Annotated in this window: 19 protein-coding genes and 1 pseudogene; 7 read left to right on the forward strand and 13 right to left on the reverse strand. The window is 65.6% G+C overall.

Features of this window, described 5'->3' with window-relative positions; translation table 11 throughout:
- Window positions 1-21: 21 nt before the first annotated feature.
- Window positions 22-492: a pyruvoyl-dependent arginine decarboxylase gene (locus EGD98_RS14125; RefSeq protein ID WP_220589006.1), complete on the reverse strand. Its 471-nt coding sequence runs from the start codon at window positions 490-492 to the stop codon at window positions 22-24.
- 559 nt (window positions 493-1,051) lie between these two features.
- Here EGD98_RS14125 and EGD98_RS14130 point away from each other — a divergent pair.
- From EGD98_RS14130 to EGD98_RS14145, 4 genes are all read left to right on the forward strand, one after another.
- Window positions 1,052-1,843, forward strand: coding sequence for an endonuclease/exonuclease/phosphatase family protein (locus EGD98_RS14130; protein ID WP_220589007.1), 792 nt, complete (start codon window positions 1,052-1,054; stop codon window positions 1,841-1,843).
- Between the two features lie 45 nt (window positions 1,844-1,888).
- Entirely contained in the window at window positions 1,889-2,224 is a 336-nt protein-coding gene (locus tag EGD98_RS14135; RefSeq protein WP_220589008.1) for a DUF7113 family protein, read from the forward strand.
- A 76-nt stretch (window positions 2,225-2,300) separates the two neighbouring features.
- A complete protein-coding gene (locus EGD98_RS14140) occupies window positions 2,301-2,945 on the forward strand; it encodes a helix-turn-helix domain-containing protein (RefSeq protein WP_220589009.1) in 645 nt (214 codons plus the stop codon).
- A gap of 77 nt (window positions 2,946-3,022) precedes the next feature.
- On the forward strand, window positions 3,023-3,430 hold the full coding sequence (locus tag EGD98_RS14145) for a DoxX family protein (RefSeq protein ID WP_220589010.1): 408 nt from the start codon (window positions 3,023-3,025) through the stop codon (window positions 3,428-3,430).
- Window positions 3,431-3,454: 24 nt separating this feature from the next.
- Here the strand turns inward: EGD98_RS14145 and EGD98_RS14150 are convergent, their stop codons facing one another.
- Complete coding sequence (locus EGD98_RS14150; protein WP_220589011.1) at window positions 3,455-4,708, reverse strand: DNA double-strand break repair nuclease NurA; 1,254 nt, start codon at window positions 4,706-4,708, stop codon at window positions 3,455-3,457.
- A 129-nt stretch (window positions 4,709-4,837) separates the two neighbouring features.
- Between EGD98_RS14150 and EGD98_RS14155 the strand changes: the two genes are divergently transcribed.
- The gene (locus EGD98_RS14155) at window positions 4,838-5,752 is read left to right on the forward strand and encodes a calcium/sodium antiporter (RefSeq protein ID WP_328763019.1); all 915 of its coding nucleotides are present in this window, start codon (window positions 4,838-4,840) and stop codon (window positions 5,750-5,752) included.
- Here EGD98_RS14155 and EGD98_RS14160 read toward each other — a convergent pair whose 3' ends face one another.
- The 4 genes from EGD98_RS14160 to EGD98_RS14175 all read right to left on the reverse strand — a co-directional run bounded on the left by EGD98_RS14160 (window position 5,753) and on the right by EGD98_RS14175 (window position 8,196).
- On the reverse strand, window positions 5,753-6,145 hold the full coding sequence (locus EGD98_RS14160) for a DUF7522 family protein (RefSeq protein ID WP_220589012.1): 393 nt from the start codon (window positions 6,143-6,145) through the stop codon (window positions 5,753-5,755). It abuts the gene before it with no gap.
- 84 nt (window positions 6,146-6,229) lie between these two features.
- Window positions 6,230-6,466, reverse strand: a complete 237-nt coding sequence (locus EGD98_RS14165; RefSeq protein ID WP_220589013.1) for a hypothetical protein — start codon at window positions 6,464-6,466, stop codon at window positions 6,230-6,232.
- Between the two features lie 126 nt (window positions 6,467-6,592).
- Window positions 6,593-7,960 (reverse strand): DUF8159 domain-containing protein, encoded by a 1,368-nt coding sequence (locus EGD98_RS14170; protein WP_220589014.1) that lies wholly within the window; start codon window positions 7,958-7,960, stop codon window positions 6,593-6,595.
- Window positions 7,957-8,196, reverse strand: a complete 240-nt coding sequence (locus EGD98_RS14175) for a hypothetical protein (protein WP_220589015.1) — start codon at window positions 8,194-8,196, stop codon at window positions 7,957-7,959. Before EGD98_RS14175 ends, EGD98_RS14170 begins: the two co-directional genes overlap by 4 nt.
- A gap of 416 nt (window positions 8,197-8,612) precedes the next feature.
- Between EGD98_RS14175 and EGD98_RS21050 the strand changes: the two are divergent.
- Window positions 8,613-8,921, forward strand: a pseudogene (locus EGD98_RS21050) (2,3-bisphosphoglycerate-independent phosphoglycerate mutase); the annotation flags it as partial.
- Window positions 8,922-9,073: 152 nt separating this feature from the next.
- Here EGD98_RS21050 and EGD98_RS14185 read toward each other — a convergent pair.
- Together EGD98_RS14185 and EGD98_RS14190 are read right to left on the reverse strand one after the other, a co-directional pair.
- A complete protein-coding gene (locus EGD98_RS14185) occupies window positions 9,074-10,663 on the reverse strand; it encodes a DUF8159 domain-containing protein (protein WP_220589016.1) in 1,590 nt (529 codons plus the stop codon).
- Window positions 10,660-14,415, reverse strand: a complete 3,756-nt coding sequence (locus EGD98_RS14190) for a PKD domain-containing protein (RefSeq protein WP_220589017.1) — start codon at window positions 14,413-14,415, stop codon at window positions 10,660-10,662. The genes EGD98_RS14185 and EGD98_RS14190 overlap by 4 nt, the downstream gene beginning before the upstream one ends.
- Before the next feature lie 353 nt (window positions 14,416-14,768).
- On the opposite strand from EGD98_RS14190, the gene gpmI reads away from it, so the two are divergent.
- On the forward strand, window positions 14,769-16,328 hold the full coding sequence (gene gpmI / locus EGD98_RS14195) for a 2,3-bisphosphoglycerate-independent phosphoglycerate mutase (RefSeq protein WP_220589018.1): 1,560 nt from the start codon (window positions 14,769-14,771) through the stop codon (window positions 16,326-16,328).
- Window positions 16,329-16,400: 72 nt separating this feature from the next.
- Here gpmI and EGD98_RS14200 read toward each other — a convergent pair whose 3' ends face one another.
- From EGD98_RS14200 to nadA, 5 genes are all read right to left on the reverse strand, one after another.
- A complete protein-coding gene (locus tag EGD98_RS14200; RefSeq protein WP_220589019.1) occupies window positions 16,401-17,606 on the reverse strand; it encodes a PH domain-containing protein in 1,206 nt (401 codons plus the stop codon).
- 80 nt (window positions 17,607-17,686) lie between these two features.
- A complete protein-coding gene (locus EGD98_RS14205) occupies window positions 17,687-18,346 on the reverse strand; it encodes an RNA 2'-phosphotransferase (protein WP_220589020.1) in 660 nt (219 codons plus the stop codon).
- Between the two features lie 38 nt (window positions 18,347-18,384).
- Window positions 18,385-19,200 (reverse strand): carboxylating nicotinate-nucleotide diphosphorylase, encoded by an 816-nt coding sequence (gene nadC / locus EGD98_RS14210; RefSeq protein ID WP_220589021.1) that lies wholly within the window; start codon window positions 19,198-19,200, stop codon window positions 18,385-18,387.
- Window positions 19,200-20,720 carry an L-aspartate oxidase gene (locus EGD98_RS14215; RefSeq protein WP_220589022.1) on the reverse strand — a complete coding sequence of 507 codons (1,521 nt, stop codon included), beginning with the start codon at window positions 20,718-20,720 and terminating at the stop codon, window positions 19,200-19,202. Before EGD98_RS14215 ends, nadC begins: the two co-directional genes overlap by 1 nt.
- A gap of 3 nt (window positions 20,721-20,723) precedes the next feature.
- Window positions 20,724-21,845, reverse strand: coding sequence for a quinolinate synthase NadA (gene nadA / locus EGD98_RS14220; protein ID WP_220589023.1), 1,122 nt, complete (start codon window positions 21,843-21,845; stop codon window positions 20,724-20,726).
- Window positions 21,846-21,981 lie beyond the last annotated feature (136 nt).

Consider the following 21,981-nt stretch of genomic DNA (forward strand, 5'->3'; position numbering starts at 1 on the left):
TCTGTCAGGTGAAAGCTCAGCTTATACGACCGGATGACTCTCGCCGTAGGTGGCGATGACCACCGCACTCGCGTGGTGGGCCTCGGGCGCGACTGATTCGACGTGGACGTCTTCCTCTACGAACGTCCAGTCACGGAGCTCCCGCCCGGCCACCAGCCCCTCGCGAATCTCCGCCCGCACCGCGTCGGGGTCGGTCCCGTCGACCTCGTAGAAGATACCGGGACCGTCCTCGCTGCGCGCCCAGCCGATGCCCGCGGCGGCCCGCTCGCCCGGCGCGGCCGTCGCGGCCGACTGGACCACCTCAAGGGCCTCGCCCGGCGGGCCCAGGTCTGGGGCCGTCCCCGCGAGTTCGATGGCCGGACCGGCAGGGATGACCGACGAGAGCGTCACCAGGTTGTAGTTGTGGACGCCGGCCTCGGCCAGCGCCGCGTCGTAGGACGACAGCGCGGTCGGGCCGGTGGCGGTCCCCCACACGACCCGGATGGTGCTCATGTCTGTGCGTGGCGGACCTGGCCGCTAAGTGGTTTCGTTTCGCCCGCGGTGAGGGGGCGCCGAGCGGTCGCCAGTCCGATTGACGGTGTTTAGTTACGCGAGTACGAGTATGAACAGCCAGAAAGCCCCGGCTGTCATCGGAAGCGAAGCTTCCGATTACCCGCGAGAGCTATGCTCTCGCCCTGGCTGAACTCGGGGGTGGTTCGAAAGACGGCGGAGCCGTCTTTCGTCATCACGAGAGAGCTTCGCTCTCTCGAACGACCTCGCTGCGGTCCTTGTGATCTGAAAATCGCGAAGCGATTTTCATCATCCCGCGAGAGCTCCGCTCTCGCGAGGACGTCGTCCGCCTTCGTTCAGCCAGCCGCCGGGAGATCAAAGGTCTCCCGAGCTCGCGGGCGGCTGTGCCGCCCGCGAACGCCCCTTTCAGTCCCACCCGTAGCAGGTTGGCCAGCCGGCATGGGTGGGGCTTTCTGGCTCTCAGTATCAGTCACTGCTAAAGTAAACACTGCCGCACGCCGGAAGTGGAACGCTTACCCCGCTGGCCCACAGACTGACCGATATGAAGCCGGTGCGGCTGATGTCGTTCAACGTTCGGTACGATACTGCCACGGACGGCGTACACAACTGGGCCCATCGGCGGCGTCTGGTGGCCGATACCATCCGGTACCACGACCCCGACGTGGTGGGCGTCCAGGAGGCGATGACCCACCAGCTCCGGGAGCTAGAGACGCTGCTGTCGGGCTACGAGTGGGTCGGCGACGTACGCGATACTGACGCACCGAGCGGCGAGCACACCGCCGTCGGCTACCGGCGCGAGCGCTTCAGCGGTCTGGCGACGGACACCTTCTGGCTCTCGGAGACCCCCGAGACGGCCAACTCCGTCGGCTGGGACGCCAGGCATCCACGGGTCGCGACCTGGGTGCGCCTGCGCGAGCGGGGCGCGGACCGCCCGCTGGTCCTGTTGAACACCCATCTGGACCACGCTGGCGGGCGCGCCCGGCGGGAGGGTATCGAGCTGGCGCTGTCGCGACTCGCCGACCTCGTCGACGACGCGGCGGTCGTCCTCTGTGGGGACTTCAACTGCGTCGTCGGCGGGCCGGCCCACGCCGCTGCCAGCGAGTACTCGCTCCCCGGTGGCCGACAGCTGCGCGACAGTCGGCGGCTGGCGCCGACCTGCCACGGTCCGACGACGACCCGGACCGACTTCGAGGACCTGTTGCCGGAGATGGGTATCGACCACGTCTTCGTCAGCGACGACGCGTCGGTCACCGGCTGGGCGGCCGTCACCGACCGCGACGACGCCCACTACGCCTCGGACCACCTGCCGGTCGTCGTCGATTGTGTGTTCTGAGCGGACGCAGGGACGCTTTTGCCCGCTGGGTGCCTAGCGTGAGGTATGATACTCGTTTCCGGCGCTGCGGGGGAGGCCGGGCTGACCGGCACGCTGTACGAACCCGGCGAATCGCGCCCGTCGTTTCGCGGGGCACCCGAGGAGGGGTCACCCTACGTCTGGGTGTGTGACGCCTTCTACGAGGTCGAGAGCGGCGGACAGCCCCAGACCGTCGGGGACCGCGAGCTCCGGGTCGCCTTCGAGTCGCCGGCGCCCCGTGGGTTCCCGGACCAGGCGGCGGCCCTGCGGGCTGGGAAAGAGCACATCCGAACCCAGTTCGCCCGGCTGGGCGTCCCCAAGAGCGAGGTCGATATCACGGTCCGCCGGCGGGTCGACGCATAGACATCCCCGGTCTCACGGCGTTACCAGTCGGTTAGCTGGATGTTTTACCTCCGCCTACCCTACTCGGCGCCAACCGATGCGATATATGGAGGTCACGATGTACCCGGACTGGGAGACCTTCCCGTCGCTGAAAAAGCGGCTCTTTCGGGACCCCGATATCCGGCGGCGGAAGCTCCACGCGCTCAAGCTCCTCGACGACGGCACTGTCGCAGTGCTCGCGGAGGTCGACGGCGACCTCGACCGGTACCGGGAGATTCTACGCGAGGCCCCGGAGGTCCGGCGGTTCGCCGTTTCGGGTGACGAATCGGGCTACTGTTACTCCCAGATAGAGCCGACACCGACCAGCAAAGCGTTGCTCCAGCGCCGGGACGAGGAGGAGTTCATCGTCGAGATGCCGATGACGTTCACCGAGGACGGCGGGCTACAGATGACCATCGTCGGGTCGGAGAGCGACCTCGCGGCCGTCCCGGACCTGTTCGACGAAATCGACGTCGAACTCGACTCGACCGGGCCGTACTACCCCGGCGCCGGTGACGCCTTCTCTGGGCTCACCGACCGCCAGAAGGAGGCACTGACCACTGCGGTGCGACGCGGCTACTACGAGACGCCCCGCGAGGCGACACTCGACGACCTGGGGGAAGCGCTCGGTGTCGACCCCGGAACGGTCGGCAGACACCTCCGGGCCGTGGAGTCGACGGTGTTTGCCGAGTTCGTGCCGTAGCCCTGCAACGGCGGCGGTATAAACCCTGCCCAGATGTGGCACAGAATCCCGATTACGTGTCGGGCTGATGGTCACGTATGGTTCAAAACGCGCTCCAGTTCGATACAGACCTCGCGGATGGCCGGCTGCCTGTCGTGTTGCGTGGCCTCGTGGTCCTGATTCTGACGGGTCCGGCGATCGGGAAGTTCGTTCTCTACGCCGACCGGGTAGGCCGCTTTACCCAGTACGGGATTCCAGCGCCCGAAATCATGGTGGTGGTGGTGGGTGTTCTCCAGCTTTTCACCGTCGGTACTGTTGCCACCGGTGTTCTGGCGCGAGTTGGCGCGCTGGTGACGGTCCCGGTGATGGTGACGGCCATGGTGGTTGCGAGTGCTAACGTCGCCAACGCGCTCGTCCTGGTCAGCTGTATCGGTATCGTCCTCATCGGGACGGGGGATGAGTACATCTGGGACCCGCTCGGAGTCGGCGAGGCCGTTACGAGGTAGGGCGAACCCCTTCGACAGACCGTCTCAGAACTTCTCCTCGATGGCGCCCCACCGGAGGTCGTTGTAGGAGGCGTCGCGGTCCATCTCGAACTCCCGCTCGATGCGCCGGGTGAGTTCCTCGCTGCCCTGTCGGTCGATACTGGCGAGTTCGTCCGCCTTCGCGACGGCCAGTGGCGGCCCCTGTTCGGCGGCCACGTCGTGCAGGAGCTGGCGGGTGAGCCGCTCCCGTCGCTCCGGGTCCTTCGTGAACGCGTAGGGTGCTTCCACTCGAAAGACGAGGTCCGTTCGCGGGTCGTAGACGACGAAGAAGGTCACCTCGTAGGCCTCGGGCTCGAGTTCGCGGTCGATATCCAGGGCGTCGCCGTCGGCGGCCATCATCCCGTCGGTGCCGGCCCGCGAGCGGAACCAGTTGGTACAGGTCAGCGTGTCCGTCTGCCGGTCGCCGTCGTCGTCGCGGCGTTCGAGGATGTGCCGGAAGAAGGCGCTGTCGCTGGTCCAGGGCGCCGCGGTCTTCTTTCGGATGGTCCGGGTCAGGGGCTTGCGCGAGGAGCTCTTGACGAACCCCACGAGGGGGACGTCCTTCGTGACGAACCGCTCGACGAGTTCGACGTAGTTGCCGACCACGCTCTTTGGGCGGTCATCCTCGGCCAGCAACTCGGCGAGTTCGGTGTCCCGGTCGGCCCACCGGAGCAGGCCGGTGGGATAGATAGGACCGTCGAGCACCAGGAGGTCATCGACAGCGTCGGCGTTCATGAGTGCGTGGTCGCTCTCGGCGAGATACAGCGCCAGCGCGTGGACGACCCGCTGTTCGAAGCGGTCGACCTGGGGGGCATCGAGCACCCGTCGGCGGGCGTAGCCGCGGTCGTCGGCCCGCCACTCGTCGTCGAAGGCGAGCGTCGCGTCGTTCGAGTGGACCGCCATGATGATAGTCCGACCCCGGTGGAGGTCCACGTCGGACGGCGTCGCGCTCATCGCGGCCTGTGCCACGTCCAGCACCAGCCCGTTCTTGAACGTCGTGGGGTTGATAGTGCCCGAGTCCAGCCCGTGCTGGGTCGGGAACGGTGGGTCCTCCAGAGCGATGTCCGCGACCGGGACCTTCCGACGGCGCTGCTCGCCCAGCGGGACGAGTATCTCGCGGCCGTCGGTGTCGTACAGCGGGTCCAGAAACGACTCCCACACGTCCTCGGCGGCGGCCCCCTGGTCACTCGTCTCGACGGTCGCCCCGACCTGGCCGGCCAGCTGGGCGATGCCGTCGACGTGTACCGGGTCCAGCGTCATGTGCGTGGGTTCGCCGGTGACGGCATAACTCTGGTGGGCTGTAGGGGCAACAATTAGGGGCGTCCTGTCGCTACGCTAGCCCTGTGTTATGCCACCCAAGCCCGCGTCGCGCCGCCGGAGGGGACTGACGTGGTCCTCTTCGACGTGCTGTACGTCGTCGTCGCCGTCGTCGCGCTGTGGTTCGGCGCCGACCAGTTCGTCACCGGTGCTTCGCGGGTCGCCCGCCGGCTCGGCGTGCCGGGGCTCGTCATCGGCCTCACCGTCGTCGCCTTCGGCACCTCAGCCCCCGAGTTCGCGGTGACGATAGACGCCGCGCTGGCCGGCCAGTCGGACATCTCCGTGGCCAACGTCGTCGGCTCGAACATCCTGAACCTCGGGTTCATCCTCGGCGGCGTCGCGCTGGTTCGAGCCATGGCGGTCTCCCGAACCCTCGTGCGCCGCGACGGCCTCCTGTTGGTCGCGTCGACTGTGCTCTTGCTTGTCGTCGCCCTCGACGGTCGCCTTTCCGCGGTCGAGGGGGGACTGCTTTTCGCGTCGCTACTCGCGTATCTGGTCGCGCTCGCACGGGCGGGAAGTGACGGCGCGGCGACCGCCACCGACCAGTTCCACGCGCCCGACGTCGGTCGGCTGCTCGTCGGCCTCGCGCTCGTGGTCGGCGGGGGCCACCTGCTGGTCGTCTCGGCCGTCGACATCGCCCGGGTCGCCGGGGTCTCCGAGTGGGTCATCGGGCTCACTATCGTCGCTGCGGGCACATCGCTGCCGGAGTTCGTCACCTCTCTCGCCGCCGCCAGAGCCGGCCGGACGGGTATCTCCGCGGGGAATCTGGTCGGCAGCTGCATCTTCAACGCGCTCGGCGTGCTCGGGCTGGCCGCGCTCGTGAACCCGCTGACCGTCTCGCCGGTCGGCGTCGAGGGGACCGCGTGGCTGCTTGGAACCACCGTGCTGGTCGTGGTGCTGTTCTACACCGAAGAAACGCTGTCCAGAATCGAGGGTGGATTGCTCGTCGCGCTCAACGCCGCGAACTGGCTCCTGAACCTGCTCTGATTATTCCTTGCCCGACTCCTCGCGCAGCAGCCGTTCGATGGCCTCTGCAATCTCCTCGTAGGAGCCCATCGAGAGCCCGTCGGTGGTGATGAGCACGCCCTGCCGTTCCGTGGTCGCCCGGAGCAGATAGCCGTTCTCGAAGGCCCGCACGGTAAATCGGTACTCGCCCAGCTCGGACTCCTGGTAGGCGTTCTTGGTCTGTTTGTACCCCTGCCACTCGTGGCCGACGAAGTCGTTGAGGTCCGCGTCCTGTTCGAGGTCGTCCCGCAGATAGAGCTGCTCGAAGTTCGCCCGTGTGAAGTACGTCACCGACCGCAGTGAGTCGCCTGTCGCTGTCCGCGCCGTCGTGACGATAGCGTCGGCCAGGTCCTCCGAGAGGATGTTTCGCGTCATGCCAGTAGGGTGACGGTCCACCCTCTTAACCTCCGGGTTCCCGGCTATCGAACGTGATAGTCTGTGAGACGCCACTCCGTGGAGCTACACGCCGGCGGGTGTCGACAGTGATCGCACACGCCCATTCAGGGCGGTCAGCCCGAGGCCGAGCAGTGCGAGGCCACAGCCAAGCGCCGCGAGTACGGCGACCAGTTCGGGGTCACCCAGGGCCGTCGCCGTCATCGTTAGCGAGCCGAGGAGGACGGTGACAGTCAGTAGCAGTGCGATGGTTTCGTGGGACCAGTTCAGCAGGCGGTCGTCGGCGGGTCGTAGTGCAGTCATGGTCTGTGCGGCGTGCTGTAAAGCACGCTTTACAGTAAAGTAAACTTTACACACCTACATAAATCTTGTCCACAGTCCCAGGACACGGTACCGTTGCCCGGACTCCCACCACGGAACGCGACCCTCTCAGTCGCTGAGAGACATCGTTCTCAGCACCTTCCGCTCGAACTCCTCGCGCGAGAGCGTGCCGTCCTCGAACTGGTCCAGCCACTCCCTGCAGATATGCCACGTGGCAACCGGCTGGCTTCCGTCGGTGACCGTCGCTTCCAGCCGCTGGGTCCCGATATCTTCGGCATCGGCCGACGCGTACCGTCGTGCGATTTCCCGTATCTCGTCGCCGATGGCTTTGTTGCTCGTCCTCGTGGTCGCGTAGGTGAGTGTGGCCTCGCTCTCGCCATGCTGGGCGTCGATTACGTCGATATCCGGCCCGCCGGGCTCATCGTTCGAGGCCGACAGCCCACTGTCGGTGGGCCGCGCGGTCGTCTCGGGTTCCGCCTCTGTCCGCTCAGTCCCGCTGTCGGTACTGACACGCCGCCGAGCCGTCACCACCCCGACGCCGACACCGAGCACCAATAGCGCCCCGATCCCCACCCCGATGGCGGTGTTCCCACCGTTCGACACCGCCCCATCGGTCTCCGTCTCGGATTCGGGCTCCCCGCCCACCGCTGACCCGCCGGCCGTCTCGGTCACGGGTTCGCGTTCCGTAGTCGGTTCTTCCGTGGCGGTCGCCTCGCCTCCCGCGCTGGCGGTGTCGTCGTCCGACCCGCCGGTGGAGCTGTCGTCGTCCGACCCGCCGGTGGAGCTGTCGTCGTCCGACCCGCCGGTGGAACTGCCGTCGTCCGACCCGCCGGTGGAGCTGTCGTCGGCCGACCCGCCGGTGGAACTGCCGTCGTCCGACCCGCCGGTGGAACTGCCGTCGTCCGACCCGCCGGTGGAACTGTCGTCGTCCGACCCGCCGGTGGAACTGCCGTCGTCCGACCCGCCGGTGGAACTGTCGTCGTCCGACCCGCCGGTGGAACTGTCGTCGTCCGACCCGCCGGTGGAGCTGTCGTCGTCCGACCCGCCACCTTCGGAGCTATCCTGCTCTACGGTCACGTTTTTGACCGTGACAACTTCCTTGCCGCCGCGATCGATAGTTCTCGACACGAACGAGACATTCCCAGCGTCCGTGTCGGCCGGCACCGAGAAGGTCAGCGACGGCTCTTTCGTGGCCCCCGGCTCGACCGACCTGTAGACCCATCTGCTCTCGGACTGCCGCCAGCTCCCGTCATCGGTCCGGTCGACGATCTCCCACGTTTCGGGTACCGAGGCGTTTAGCACGTAGCTCGTCTCGTTCTCTCTGGTGTTGGTCAGACTGAACGTGTACGTCACCGTGTCGCCGGGTGCAACCTGGTCCGGGCCGGTTATCGAGGTGTTCGCGGGTTCCGCTAGCGCCGGCGTCGCGAGTACCGCGACGGCTACCACGACAGCGACACCGAGCAAGGTGCGGTTCATTCGCTCCCCCCGTCCTGCCAGCTCCCGACGGGGTCCAGTTGCGTCTGGTCGTCGATAGTCTCGCCGTCGGTTCCCGGCACTGTCTCGCCGTCCTGCCAGTAGTCCAGCGCGGACAGAATCGCCGTGTCGTCCATCTCGCCCGACGCCAGCAGTGCTCGGCGTGAGTGGCTGTGTTTGGCGGCATCGTCGTCGGTACTCCCAACTCCGTCCTGATTTGGCGTGGTATTGTCTTCCATAGTTTTGCATCGCCACTGGCTTTTAGCGAACGGTGTTGTGGCAACTCCCTGCGACGTTCACTGTACGACGCTTGCTACTGACTCTCCAGCGGGTACGCTGGTACAAGCGGGGGACACGTCTTTAATTCACACCTTGATTAACTAATTTTTCATTCAGAAGTAGAACTATACTCCGTTCCGGTGGCGTCAAGACAGCCTTGCGACGGCACGCTGTGGGCTGTACCGCAAACCCCTCGAACCGACAGCGCGCTCCGTCTCCAGGCACAAATTGAACGCCGCTGCTCTGGTGACTGTACCAAACTGGACTGAGTTGCTCCCAGGGGTGGCGAATATTTCGACGAACGTGTCCTGCTACGTCTCTGAGCTCTCTCGTGTCGGTAACTCGCACAGACCGTTCCTCTGGGGAGACACCGTCCGCCGCGGCCGAGACACCGAACTTCGACCGGTTTCGCGAAGCCGGTGCGGATTCGACGCTTTCGACACACGGCCGCCGGGTCGGGTTGCCCGAGGGCCAGATGGGCTACAGCGAAGTCGGCCACCTCAACATCGGTTCCGGGCGCGTCGTCAAGCAGGACTCCGCCGATGTATCCGACGCTGTGGCCCGGTCACGTGGCAACAACCTGCCGGACGAGGACGACCAGGACCCGCCCATCTTCCAGAACGAACACATCCTGTCGGCGTTCGACTACGCCGAGACGAACGACGGCAAAGTCCACTTCACGGGCCGCGGCGTGCTGTAACGCACGCCTTAGGGTAAAGCACACCTCACATACCCACTTGATTCTTGCCGACAGTCTCGCAGGCTACCGAGCTCGCTTTGGCAATTTACGGGTCTGTCCGACGACCACGGCCAGAGAAACACGCGACGCCGTGGGGCTCAGCTACTGAAGCTGAGTGTCGCCACGGCCCGCCGTTCGAACGCCTCAGCGGACAGCTCCCCGTCTTTGAACTGCTCCATCCACTCGCTACGAATCTCCCACGTCGCCACCGTCAGGTCCCCGTCGACGATTGTCGCCTCCAGGCGCTGCGTTCGGACATCGTCGTTGTCGGCCGAGGCGTAGCCGCGTGCGACCTCCCTGACTTCGTCACCGAGCTCTTTGTTGCCTATCTTCTCCGTCGAATAGGTGAGAGTGCACTTGTCGGGGGCCGCGTGGAAGCTGTGTACTTCGATGTCTGCCTCGCCGTAGCCGTCGCCGGTGTCGGGACTCCCGGTCGTTCCGGACTCAGTCTGTGAACCACCGCTGACGATCTCGGCAATCGACCCCTCGATAATCGGCTCTTCGGTCACGTTCCGTCGGACGGTTATCATCCCGACGCCGACGGCGAGTAGTAACAGTGCGCTGAGACCGACCCCGACGGCGGTGTTCGAATCGTTCTCGGTGTCCGACGCTCCCGATCCGTCGTCGGTCTCGGTGTCCGCGTCGTCTGTTGCGGGCTCGTCGGGTTCGGACGCCGGTCCGCCAGCCGTCTCGGTCGGTTCACTCGCGGTCGTTTCGTCCGACTCCTCCGCTGTCGTGTTCGACTCGGCGTCAGTAGTGTTCGACTCGGCGTCGGTGCTACTGTTTTCCGGCGCACTGCTCGTATTGCCGTCCTCGCCGGAGGGGGTATCAGTCTCGCCGCTGTCGCTGGTGTCGTCGTCGCCGGTGTCGTCGCTACTGCTGTCGCCACTATCGCCACCGCCGCTGTAGTCGTCGCCACCGTCGCTACCATCGCCACCGTCGCTACCATCGCCACCGTCGTCACCATCGCTGCCGTCGCCACCGTCACTACCGTCGTCACCATCGCCACCGTCACTACCGTCGTCACCATCGCCACCGTCACTACCGTCGTCACCATCGCCACCGTCGTCACCATCGCTGCCGTCGCCACCGTCACTACCGTCGTCACCATCGCTGCCGTCGCCACCGTCACTACCGTCGTCACCATCGCCACCGTCACTACCGTCGTCACCATCGCCACCGTCACTACCGTCGTCACCATCGCCACCGTCACTACCGTCGTCACCATCGCTGCCGTCGTCGCTCCCGCTGTCACCGCTATCGCCACCGTCGGTCTCGACGGTCACCGTCTCGGTTGCGCTGTCCCGTACGCCCTTTTTATCCGAGGCAGTGGACGTTATTTCGACAGTCCCGTTCGCCGCGTTCTCCGGCACTGAGACCGTGAGTGTGGGTTCTCGGGTTTCCCCAGGCTCGGTCGACAGGAAGAGCCACTCGGTGTCCGAGTCCTGCCAGTACCCACCGTTGTCGGTCCGGTCGACTATCTCCCAGCCGTCGGGCAGGGTCGCGTTCAGCGTGTAGGCGCTATCGTTTTCGCCGGTGTTGGTCAGCGTGAACGTGTACGTGACGTTCTCACCGGGCTGGGCCTGTGAGGGTCCGTCTACCGACGTCGTCGCCGGGTCGGCTATCGCCGGTGCCGCAAGCACCGCGAGGAGAGCGACGACGGCGACACCGAGCAGGGTGCGGTTCACTTGTCTCCCCCGCCCTGCCAGCTCTCGACGAGATCCAGTATCTTCTGGTCATCGATTATCTCGCCGCCGATGCCGGGGACCGGCTCCTCGTCCTGCCAGTACTCGACTGCGTCGAGTATCTCGTCGTCGTCCATCTCCCCGTCGTCGTCCTCGTCGAAGGCCTCGGAGATCGATTCGGGTTCGTCCGATTCACCGAGCGTCGACGGGTCGACTTCCTCGCCGTCGATCGTGATTTTGACCGGGATGTCTTTGTCCAGCGACCAGCTGGTAACTTCACCCCCGTAATGATAGTTGTCCTGAGCGCCGCCGATCTCTGCCGACACAGTGCTCTCATCGATGGTATCCACTACGCTAGCGTCCTCGCCTTTTTTGAGTGTGCCACTGACGGAGAGCTCGTAATCGGATTCCTGGTCGTCGAGCCCATCGATAACTATCTCGTGGATCTCGCCGACCTCGACCTCTTTGGTGATGTCGCCGGTCTGATCGGCGTCGTCGGTCACTGTCAACGCCACATCGTAGAACCCACCGGTGTCGTAGGTGTGCTCGACGGTCTCGCCGCTGGCAGTCGAGCCGTCGCCGAAGTCCCACTCGTAGCTGCTGATCGAGCCCTCCGGGGAATTCGACCCGCTCGCGTCGAACGACACCGTCCGCCCGCCCTCGTCCGTGGTGGAGAACGTGGCCCGCGGCATATCAGTTATGACCTCGCCGTCCTCGTCTTCGTGGTAGAGCGCGTCAGCGGGGATTTCGCCGGACATCCCCCCGCCGTCCATACGCACTTCGAGGGCGTGACTGGCGCCGAACTCGCTGTACTCGACACGGATCTCGTGCAGGCCTGCTTCCAGTCCGATATGTCCGGTTGAGGTGTTGGTGGTGTCGTACTCCTCCTGTGCGCCTGTAACTTCCGTTCCGTCGATGTATACTGTCCCCTTCTCGTTCACGATGAAAGTAAACCTGTAGGCCCCACTCTCGGGAACCTGCAGGTAGCCCTCGTACGTAATATCCTTTTCGTTGGGACTGCCGACCACTCCGAGGTTAATTTGATCATGGACACCGGATCCCCCGGAACCGGGGTCGATATTGTCCGAGACGTCGTACTTGACACCGGGCGAGACTGGTCCCGGGTTCGTCGACGGCTCCAACTCGTCGACGACACCGACGGTCTCGGAGACGAGTTCGCTGGCACCGTCGTCGTCGATGATGTGAGCCGTGATCTCGTGTTCACCGGCCTCCTCGAAACTGGTGGTCATCGACTCACCATTCGAACGCTGGCCGTCCCCGTACGTCCAAAAGACACGGTCGATGGAGCCGTCGGCGTCACTGAGTCCGGTGACCTCGGCGGTGACGGATTCACCGGTCATTGCCGCCGGATCGACCGTAACGTCGCCGCTGGGCGATTCGTTCGACCCACCGACCACGCCGCCACTGACATTGGGGTGTGACTCAGCTTCTGGCGGCGTCAGCTCGTTGAAGATGCTGGTACCGTATTCTGCCTGTAGCTCTGCGTTCGTCTTGCCCGGAATTTCCGATTTCACCTCGTCCAAGCTGCTCAGGCCGAAAATTCCCGGTACGTCACCCTTGGATTTCAGCCGGTCGACATCTCCGGGATTCTCGAACGGGACGAAATCCGGGTCCTGCTGGTCGAGGTAGACCCGCTCGCCGTCGAGGTCGATGGTGAGGTCCTGGCCGAACATCTTGTAGGGATGGGTCGAGCCCCACGAGAAATTGAGATCCAGGCCCCTCCCTGACTCCGCACCGAAGTCGATGTTCTTCATGTGGACGTCCTTCCACTCGTCACCGATCCGGGTGACATGGATGTCGTCACCATTGTCGTAGAAGGTGATGTCCTCGATGGAGTGATTCCACATAAAGAGCGACTGGACGCCAACGTCGAACCCTTCGATAATACCGCCCTCGATTTCACTGAAGCGTGGGTAGAAGTTCGGTCGGAACCCGTGGCCGCCGCCGACGTCGTTGTTACAGAGCTGTGGGTTCTTCACGTGGAGATAGTCGGCATAGCGCTGTGTGATTGCACACTTGCCGCCCTCGCCCATGCGATTGCCGCCGTAGCGTCCGTACTTGCCGTACGCATAGATGTTGTAGACGGTGAACGTGTCGACGACCGATTTCTTCACCTCGCTTTTCCCGTCGAATTCCACGTAGTCGAGGCCGCCACCGGAGGCGAAGGCCGTGTTTCGGGTGAACGACTTGAACGGGAGGTACTTGCTCTTGCTCGTTCCGTCGGGGTCGGCGTCCTCCGGGAGTAGGCCGTCTTCGATCGCCAGCTCGTTCGGATAGTTCCCCCCGCCCGAGCTGTGTCCGGGGTCCAGCATTTCGCCATACATGGCGTATGCGTATTTATCGTGGCCGGCCGCGACGCAGTCCTCCATGGCGACGCCCGGGCCCTGGAACCAGAACCCGTGACCCTCGTGGCCGAAGTCCTCGTGCCCCAGGCGGGTTTGTAAGTAACCTTTGAAATCGCTCCCGCGCGAACGCAGCGCGAAACATCGCTTGAACGAACCGCGTTCCGGGCCGGACTCGGTCACGAAGCCGGAGCCATACACCTGGTACGTGATCGAGTCGCGCACGTTCGCGTGCGAGTGGTGATTGACGATGCCCCAGCCCGGGCTGTTCTGGGCGACGACGCCGCTGACCTCGTGTGGCTCGGCACCCAGCCCGGTCCTGTGGAAGTGCACGGAGTACCGGGACTTGGGGTTCGGTTCGTCGCCGTTGAGCGACTCTTCATCGATTGGTTGCTTGTCGAATTTGAAGTCCTTGTTGGTGCGGCCCAGATGGATCGTCCGGAAGTTGTGCAGCGACTGGGCGGGCTGCATCACCATCATGTGGCCCTGCCGGTTGATTCGCGCCTCCTTGTCTGGGTCCCGTTCCTGGACCTCGGACTCCATGACGACGTTGCGGGTGAGGTTCAGGGCGTAGGCGGTCAGCTCGACGTCGAGCTTGTTCTCCGGCGGCACGTGGTCGTGTTCGAGCGGTTCGTCGAGTTCCACGGCCGCTCCGGACACGCTCGCGATGGTCCGCTCCTCGTCCTCGTTCTCTTTAGGGTCGAGTCCAGGGACGACGATCTCGTCGCCCTCGTTCCAGTTGGTCGGTGCCTCCGGTAGCTCCAGTTTCGTATCGCCCGACTTCGGCGCACTCGCGAGCTCGGTCCAGCTCGTCTTCTCGGCACCGTGAATCTCGAGTTCGCCCATCGTGATGAGCCCCTTGCTGATGCGCTCGGGATCGTTGTCCTTCTCGCTGATGTCCTCGTGGTGGACGATGGTGATACGAGCCTCGCTGTCCGGTGAAATCGGGTCCGATTCGGTCCCGATATGCATGGTGCTGTCGGGCCGGGTGACGATCGTTTCGACGCGAAGGTTGCTGTCGGTGTCCGTGGCGAACTCCAGGGTACCAGCCACGTCCAGTGTCTTGATCTTCTCGGTGACGCTGTCGACGGTAATCGTCACGTCGGGGTCGATACGGACGGCCTGGCCAGCCGTCGGGACGCCGTTGTCCCAGGTGGCGCCGTCCGACCAGCTCCCGTCCGACGTGGCCGTCGTCGCCGGTGAACTGCTGTCGGCGTACTCCGCAGCAGGCTCCTCGGTCGCCTCGGCCGAACCCGTGACCCCGCCCAGTGCTAGCCCAGCGACGCCGACCCCCATCGACGCGAGCAGTGACCGTCGAGACTGCCGTAGACTGCCCGATTCGGTATCTTCAGTGCTATCCACGCCTCGTTCGTCAGGTGTCTGTTCAGTCATAGGTGTGTCTCCACCGCCAGCCCAGCTGGCCCGGAGTAAAATACTGTATCAGAGCCATATATTTAATAACCTTCTATAGTAAAATAAATACTATCGAACTCGAACTTTGGGGCGGCAGGCAAGGATAGCTTGAACATCCCTCGTACCCGGAACTACCAGTCGAGCCACTGGTTGCCGCCTGTGGGCTGGGACGGCACTTTTCGGGCCTTCAACTCGGGCTTGAAGGGTCTCCGAGGGCGATTCAGACGGCTGGTGAAGCCGCCCGCTACTCGGGACGACCCCGGCCACTCCTCGCACCGCCCCAGACTCCCCGGACCGAAGGGCTATTACCCCGTTCGTGTGACCATTCGCGTATGCAAGTCGGGCTCGTAATCCTCGACGGCTGGGGACTGAATCCGGATACAGATGTACGGGACGCCGTCGCAGCGGCCGAGACACCGGACTTCGACCGGTTTCGCGAGGCCGGTGCGGACTCGACGCTGCAGACACACGGCCGCCGGGTCGGGTTGCCCGAGGGCCAGATGGGCAACAGCGAAGTGGGCCATCTCAACATCGGCGCCGGGCGCGTCGTCAAGCAGGACTCGGCCCGCGTCACCGACAGCGTCGCTCGCTCGCGCGGCGAGAAGGAACCTGACCCCGACGACCAGGACCCGGCCTTCTTCGAGAACGAACATCTCCTCTCTGCCTTCGAGTACGCCGAGGAAAACGACGGCAAGGTCCACTTCATGGGACTTGTCTCGGACGGTGGCGTCCACTCGTATCAGGACCACCTCCACGCGCTCATCGAACTCGCCGACGAGCGTGGCACTGAAACTGTGACCCACGCCTTCACCGACGGCCGCGACACCTCGCCGAAGGGCGGCGAAGGGTACCTCTCACAGCTCGCGTCCCACGCCGAGAAACACGGCACCGGCCACGTCGCGACGGTGACGGGCCGCTACTACGCCATGGACCGCGACCAGAACTGGGAGCGGACCAGGCGAGCGTACGACGCCGTCGTCGACGCCGACGGTGACCACGATGTCAGCGCCGCCGTCACCGCCGCCACCGAATCCTACGCCCGTGACACCACCGACGAGTTCATCGAGCCGACCGTCGTGGGCGACTACGCGGGGATGGCTGAGGGCGACGCGGCCGTCTTCTTCAACTTCCGTTCGGACCGCGCCCGCCAGCTCTCCCGGCTGCTCGCGGATATCCGCCCCGACGCCTGGGGGGGAGACACCGAGCCGCCGACCATCCGGCTGGTGACGATGACCCAGTACGACAGCACGTTCGACCTGCCCGTCGCTTTCCCGCCGAACCAGCCCGCAGACACCTACGGCGAGGTGCTCTCCGAGGCCGGACTCACGCAGCTCCGGCTGGCCGAATCCGAGAAGTACCCACACGTCACCTACTTCCTCAACGGCGGCCGCGAGGTCGAGTTCGAGGGCGAGCGCCGGGAGATCGTCGAGTCCCCGGACGTGCCGACCTACGACCTCCAGCCGGAGATGAGCGCGCCCGGCGTCACCGACACCGCTATCGACGTGATAGAATCCGAGGACCCTGACGCCCTCGTCCTGAACTACGCCAACCCGGACATGGTCGGCCACACCGGTGACTTCGACGCGGCACAGACCGCCGTCGAAGCGGTCGACGAGCAACTCGGCCGGCTTGTCGAGACCATCCACGACGCCGGCGGCCACGTCCTCATCTGTGCCGACCACGGCAACGCCGACGACATGGGCACCGAAGAGGACCCACACACCGCCCACACGACCAACCCGGTGCCGTTCATCTACGTCGCGCCGGACGGGACCGCCGACGGGTTGGAGGCACGGGACGGCGGCACCCTCGCCGACCTCGCGCCGACCATGCTCTCGCTCATCGACGTCGACCAGCCCGACGCGATGACCGGCGAGCCGCTGGTCGAGTAGGGTCGCGCCACGGACTACTTCTGCCCCATTGGTTCCTCCCCACCCAGCCCGAACACCAGCTTGGCCTGCCGCTCAACGCTCCTCTAGCCCGAACTCCGACACCAGTTGCGAGCACCGCTCACGTATCGCGTCGGCGTCGCCCGGCGGGTACGCAGTGGCCAGCTCCAGCGCACGGTCGAGGTCGGCCCGCGCTGACTCGGCCATTTTCCGGGCCACCGCCTCGTTGTCGACTGTCTGCTCCCAGTCGGCCGCCTGCCGGGCTTCGCGGGCGGACGCCAGCCGTGCCTCGACGAGCGCCTCGATGGCGTTTCCAGCCTCTTCACGCGCCCGCTCTCTGGCCTGTTCCGACGCCACATCGCTGCCGGTGACAAGCGTTCCGACCGTCTCGTAGATGTCCAGCGCCGCCTCGAGGTCGTCGATACGCGCCTCGCTACTCCCGTCCGTCGCCCTGGCGAACCGATGACGACCGGTCGCGAAGAGCCGCCCGAGACTCGTATCGGCGATGTCGTCGGCCTTCGTCAGCCCAACGATAGCGTTCGCCGTCGCGAGGGCTTCCTGGGTTGCCTGCTCACGGGCGCGCTCGAAGCGTTCGTACGCCGTCCGCGCGTCCCGGTAGCTCTGTTCCAGCTCCCCGGCTTCGAGTCGGCGGCGTGCCGACACGACCTTCTCGCGGCCCGCCAGAACGTATCTGTCGCGGACGAGACAGTGGAGGTCCGTCGCCACTGCACCGGCGTCTGCGAGCTGTGGGCCCGCACTGTCGCCCCGGCGCGACTCGACGGCCTCCATCGCCGCTGGCACTCTGTTGTCGAAGGCCTCCCACTCGCCGTTCGCGAGGTACGCGGACAGCGCCTCGCAGTGTTCCTCGAGCTCGTCGTGGTCGGTTGACGGCCCACCCGACCCCTCACAGGACACCGAGAGGAACGTCGCCACCGCTTCGACATCTGATTCGCGGGTCGTAAACGAGTACGTCTCCCCGTAGACCGTCTCGAACTCGACACGCGTCGTCAGGGTCTCGCTTTCCACTGTTACGTCAGCGACGTTCGTATACCGGTGTGACGTCACGAAGTCGGCGTTGCGGTCGACCGGGTCGACGACCAGAACGACGATGCGTTGGTCGGTCAGGCCCAGATAGGCGCCGCTGCTATCTCCGGGACGGACTGCGCGGGCACCGTCGTCACCGCGCTCGACACCGACCCGAGAGTTCGTCAGCAGGTGACGCAGCCGCTCGTCGTCGTGTAGATACGGCTCCAGGGGTCCTGCGGTCGGTGTATCGGTCATCGGTCGCTCCCCAGCAAATACACCGAGTACGGGGCCCCCGGGGGAATAAATCTACCTGAGACCGTCGCAAAATAGCCGGGCTACCCTTTACTGTTCAACCTCGAGAGATACGCCGGCGGCACGCGGCCGGTCGTGTAGGTGGCGTCACCGCGCTTGTCGATGTCGTGGCCGTCCGCTTCCATCGCCGCCGCGTCGACCTCGAAGACGACGGGGTCGCTGGCGTGGCGATTGCCCACCGCTCGTGCCGTCTCGACGCTCGCCGAGAGGTGGACCTGCTGGCGGTTCATCGGTCGCAGTCCTTCCTCGGTAATCCCATCCACGTTCCGTGGCGCGGTGCCGTGATAGAGCCTGTCCGGGACTGGGCCGCCCTCGGACTCGATGGTCACGTCGACCGAGTGGCCGTAGGCCGCCCGGAGTCGGTCGGGGTCGCCGTCGGTTCCGGGGTCGCGCTCGAACCGGCCTTTGGGGTCCGTCGCCACGACGGCGTCGACCGTCTGTCGGTCGGCCCAGCCGTACTTCGACTCGACGGCGGCGACGAGGTCGGGAAACGGTGTCCAGCCGGCGTCGTCGAGTACCAGCCCGGCGTCGTCCGGGAAGTGTCTGAGCGCACCCGACATGAACTTCGAGAGCTGTCGGCGGTGGCCGCCATCGACGACGTGCTCATCGTCTGCCTCGCAGTGTGGGCAGCTATCGCCCTCGAAGAAACCGTGGTGGTCGCATCGTCGCACGTCCGCTGACATGGTCTCTGGATCCGTGGGCGTCGTGAAAAGCTCCCTGTTTAGCCAGTCCGAAACGAGAGGTCCAGCGTCGGCGCGGAGTGGGTCAGCGACCCCATGGAGATGATGTCCACGCCCGTGGCGGCGTAGTCGGGGACGGTCTCGACGGTGATGCCGCCGCTGGCCTCGGTGAGCGTCTCACCGTCGGTCTCGGCCACCAGTTCGACAGCCCGCTCGGTCTCTTCGGGCGTCATGTTGTCAAGCAGGACGATGTCGGCCCCGAACTCCGCGGCTCGCGGGGCGTCCTCGACGGTCTCGACCTCGACGTCGAGTTTCGTGGCGAAGGAGGCCCGCTCGCGGAAGTGGTCGATAGCACCCGCAAGGCCCATCTCGGCGACGTGGTTGTCCTTGACCATCACCATATGTGAGAGGTCGAGCCGGTGGGTGTCGCCGCCGCCGGCCGCGACGGCGCGCTTCTCGACTCCGCGCAGACCGGGCGTGGTCTTGCGTGTGCCGGCGATAGCGGTGCCGTCCGAGACACTGCGTGCCCCAGCTACTGCCTCGGCCGTCTTCGTCGCGATACCCGAGGCGTGGCCGACGACGTTGACCGCGACGCGCTCGCCCCGCAGTATCTCACGGGCCGGTCCCTCGACGGTGAGGACCACGTCGCCGGGGTCGATGCGGTCGCCGGCTCCGACTTCGACTGTCGGCTCGCAGTGCAGATAGTCGAAGACCGCTCGCGCGGCGTCCAGTCCCGCGACTGTCCCGGCCTCTTTCGCGACGAGGCGGCCCTCGGTGTCGCCGGGAACCTGGTTCGTCACGTCGTGGTGGCCCACGTCCTCGCGGAGCCACCGTTCGACGTCGGCGTCGGTAATCATCAGTCAGCGGACGGTTCCGCCGGCGCTTTCTCGACGAGGTTGTGGGTGCCGACGCTCTCGGTGTTCTCGCTGGCGTGGCGGGCCACGAGCAGCGCCGTGACGCTCGCGTGGCGTAGCTCGTACAGTGACCGGCTCGTGCGGGTGCGGACGTAGGCGTCGACCTCGCCCTTGAGCCGGCGGACCGTTGCCATGGCTTTGCCGAGTTCGTCGGGGTCGCGCTCGACGCCCAGTTGCTCGTCCATCACGCGGCGCAGGCGGTGCATCTTGTCGCCGGCGAAGCGGGCGGGGAGGTCCGGGTCCCGCTCCAGGAGGTCCGGGGCCTCGATGGGCTCGACGCCCTTGCCCGCGGCGTCCTCGCCGGCGCGCAGTCCCCAGACCAGCCCTTCCAGCAGGGAGGTCGAGGCCAGGCGGTTCGCGCCGTGGACACCAGTACGCGAGCACTCCCCGACGGCGTAGAGCCGGTCGAGCGTGGTCCGGCCGCGGTCGTCGACCGCGACCCCGCCACAGAGGAAGTGCTCGGCGGGGGCGACCGGGATACCGTCCTCGTAGTCGATACCGTGGTCCGTACAGCGCCGGGCCAGCCCGGGGAACTCGGCGGCGAAGGAAAGCGGCGAGACGTCCAGCAGGACCTCGCCCGTCCCCTCCCGCTCGGCTTTGACGGCGCGGGCGACCACGTCGCGGGGCGCGAGTTCTGCGTCGGCGTGGTACTCTTTCATGAACCGCTCGCCGTCGCCGTTTCTGAGGAGCGCGCCCTCGCCGCGGACGGCCTCGCTGACGAGGAAGACGTCGTCGTCATCGCCGTCTTCGCCTGGAATCGCCACCGTTGGATGGAACTGGACGTACTCCATGTCCTCGACGTCGGCGCCCGCGAGAGCGGCCATCGCGATGCCGTCGCCGGTGGCCATGTCGGGGTTGGTCGTCCGCGGGTAGAGCTCGCCGATGCCGCCGGTCGCGAGCACGACGCTCCCGGCGTAGTGTGGGGTCACCTCGCCGTCCGATTCGAGCATCGCGCCGTGGACGCGACCCTCGTGGCGAATCAGTTCCAGTGCGGCGGTGTCGTCCAGAATCTCGACGCCGTCGTGGGCGTCCAGATAGTTCAGGAACGGGACGTGGATGTGCTTGCCCGTCGCGGCGTCCACGTGGAGGATACGGTCTTCGCTGTGGGCGGCCTCGCGGGTGAAATCCAGGTCGCCGCCGTTCTCGTCAAACTTCACTTCCAGGGTGTCGAGCAGCACGTCCTCGACGGCGTCGTTGGCGTTCTCGACCAGCACGTCGACGGCGTCGGGGTCGGCGGTGTCGTCGCTGGCGGCGATGATGTCCTGCTTGAACTGCTCGGGGTGGTCACGGGAGACGGCGATGCCGCCCTGTGCCCACCAGGAGGACGCGCCTTCCGGCCGGGTCGCTTTGGTCGCGACGGTCACGTCGCTGCCCTCGCGAACTGCCCCCAGTGCCGCGGCCAGCCCGGCGATGCCAGAGCCGACGACGAGTACGTCGGACGTCTCGTAGTTCTGGTCCGTCATGGGTCAGATTTCCAGCATCCGGTCGAGTGCGACCTGGGCCAGATCCTTCTCCTCGGGCGCGACCTCGATGACGTTTCGTTCACGCCCCTCCACGAGCTCTTCGAGGACCCAGGTGAGGTAGTTCGGGTCTATCTGGCGCATCGCGTTACAGTCCATACAGGCGTCGCCACAGAGCGGGACGACGTTGACCTCGGGGTGCCACCGCTGGAGGTGGTGAGTGAGGTGAATCTCGGTGCCGATGGCCCACGTGTCGCCGGGGTCGGCCTCGGCCACCTTCTCGCAGATGGTCGCCGTGGAGCCGCTCACGTCGGCGGCTTCGACGACCTCGCGGCGACACTCCGGATGGACGATGACGTTCGCGTCCGGGTGCTCGTCGCGGATGGCGTCGATGTGGTGCTCGCGGAAGCGCTCGTGGACCTGGCAGTACCCTTCCCAGAGGATGATGTCGTTCTCGACGGCCTCGGCGGCGGTGGTCCCCTCGGGGTCCCACGGGTCCCAGTCGACGATTTCGTCTTCCATCCCCAGGCGGTAGGCGGTGTTTTCGCCCAGATGCTTGTCGGGCAGGAACAGGACTTTATCGCCCTGTTCGAAGGCGTACTCGAAGGCCTTGTGAGCGTTCGAGGACGTACAGACCAGCCCGCCCTGCTCGGCACAGAAGGCCTTCAGGTCGGCGTAGCTGTTCATGTACGTGATGGGGACGATGTTCTCGTCGGTCTCGGCGGTGAGTTCGGCCCACGCGGCGTCGACCTGCAGGGCCTCGGCCATCCCGGCCATGGGACAGGACGCCTCCATCGAGGGGAGGATGACGCTCTGGGCGTCGTCGGTGATGATGTCGGCGGACTCGGCCATGAACGTCACCCCGCCGAAGATAACGTAGTCGGCGTCGGAGTCGGCGGCCTCCTTGGACAGCTGGTAGGAATCGCCGATGAAGTCGGCGTGCTCGACTATCTCCCGGCGCTGGTAGTTGTGACCCAGGATGACGACGTCGTCACCTAGCTCGTCGAGCGCTGCCTCGATGCGCTCGGTCCGTTCGTCCTCCTCGAGCTCCCGATAGGCCGGTGGGAGCTGTTCGAGGTTGTCGTATTTGAAGAGGCTGAGGTCGGTCTCGAACTCAGCCGTTTCCATTTCGGGCAAAGTTGACCCTCCTATAGGTGACTAGTCGTTCGGACGCCTCTATTGAAAAAATTTTGCCTTCAATACGGGCCGATGGGGAGAATAGTAGGTCGGTAACGAACTTTGTTAGAATTCGGTATATGATAAC

This window comes from Haloarcula salinisoli (assembly GCF_019599405.1).
Lineage (GTDB): Archaea > Halobacteriota > Halobacteria > Halobacteriales > Haloarculaceae > Haloarcula > Haloarcula salinisoli.

Coding starts and splice junctions, on each gene's coding strand:
- EGD98_RS14125 (WP_220589006.1), bottom strand. CDS start 492: ATGAGCACCATCCGGGTCGTGTGGGGGACCGCCACCGGCCCGACCGCG.
- EGD98_RS14130 (WP_220589007.1), top strand. CDS start 1,052: ATGAAGCCGGTGCGGCTGATGTCGTTCAACGTTCGGTACGATACTGCC.
- EGD98_RS14135 (WP_220589008.1), top strand. CDS start 1,889: ATGATACTCGTTTCCGGCGCTGCGGGGGAGGCCGGGCTGACCGGCACG.
- EGD98_RS14140 (WP_220589009.1), top strand. CDS start 2,301: ATGCGATATATGGAGGTCACGATGTACCCGGACTGGGAGACCTTCCCG.
- EGD98_RS14145 (WP_220589010.1), top strand. CDS start 3,023: ATGGTTCAAAACGCGCTCCAGTTCGATACAGACCTCGCGGATGGCCGG.
- EGD98_RS14150 (WP_220589011.1), bottom strand. CDS start 4,708: ATGACGCTGGACCCGGTACACGTCGACGGCATCGCCCAGCTGGCCGGC.
- EGD98_RS14160 (WP_220589012.1), bottom strand. CDS start 6,145: ATGACGCGAAACATCCTCTCGGAGGACCTGGCCGACGCTATCGTCACG.
- EGD98_RS14165 (WP_220589013.1), bottom strand. CDS start 6,466: ATGACTGCACTACGACCCGCCGACGACCGCCTGCTGAACTGGTCCCAC.
- EGD98_RS14170 (WP_220589014.1), bottom strand. CDS start 7,960: ATGAACCGCACCTTGCTCGGTGTCGCTGTCGTGGTAGCCGTCGCGGTA.
- EGD98_RS14175 (WP_220589015.1), bottom strand. CDS start 8,196: ATGGAAGACAATACCACGCCAAATCAGGACGGAGTTGGGAGTACCGAC.
- EGD98_RS14190 (WP_220589017.1), bottom strand. CDS start 14,415: ATGACTGAACAGACACCTGACGAACGAGGCGTGGATAGCACTGAAGAT.
- gpmI (WP_220589018.1), top strand. CDS start 14,769: ATGCAAGTCGGGCTCGTAATCCTCGACGGCTGGGGACTGAATCCGGAT.
- EGD98_RS14200 (WP_220589019.1), bottom strand. CDS start 17,606: ATGACCGATACACCGACCGCAGGACCCCTGGAGCCGTATCTACACGAC.
- EGD98_RS14205 (WP_220589020.1), bottom strand. CDS start 18,346: ATGTCAGCGGACGTGCGACGATGCGACCACCACGGTTTCTTCGAGGGC.
- nadC (WP_220589021.1), bottom strand. CDS start 19,200: ATGATTACCGACGCCGACGTCGAACGGTGGCTCCGCGAGGACGTGGGC.
- EGD98_RS14215 (WP_220589022.1), bottom strand. CDS start 20,720: ATGACGGACCAGAACTACGAGACGTCCGACGTACTCGTCGTCGGCTCT.
- nadA (WP_220589023.1), bottom strand. CDS start 21,845: ATGGAAACGGCTGAGTTCGAGACCGACCTCAGCCTCTTCAAATACGAC.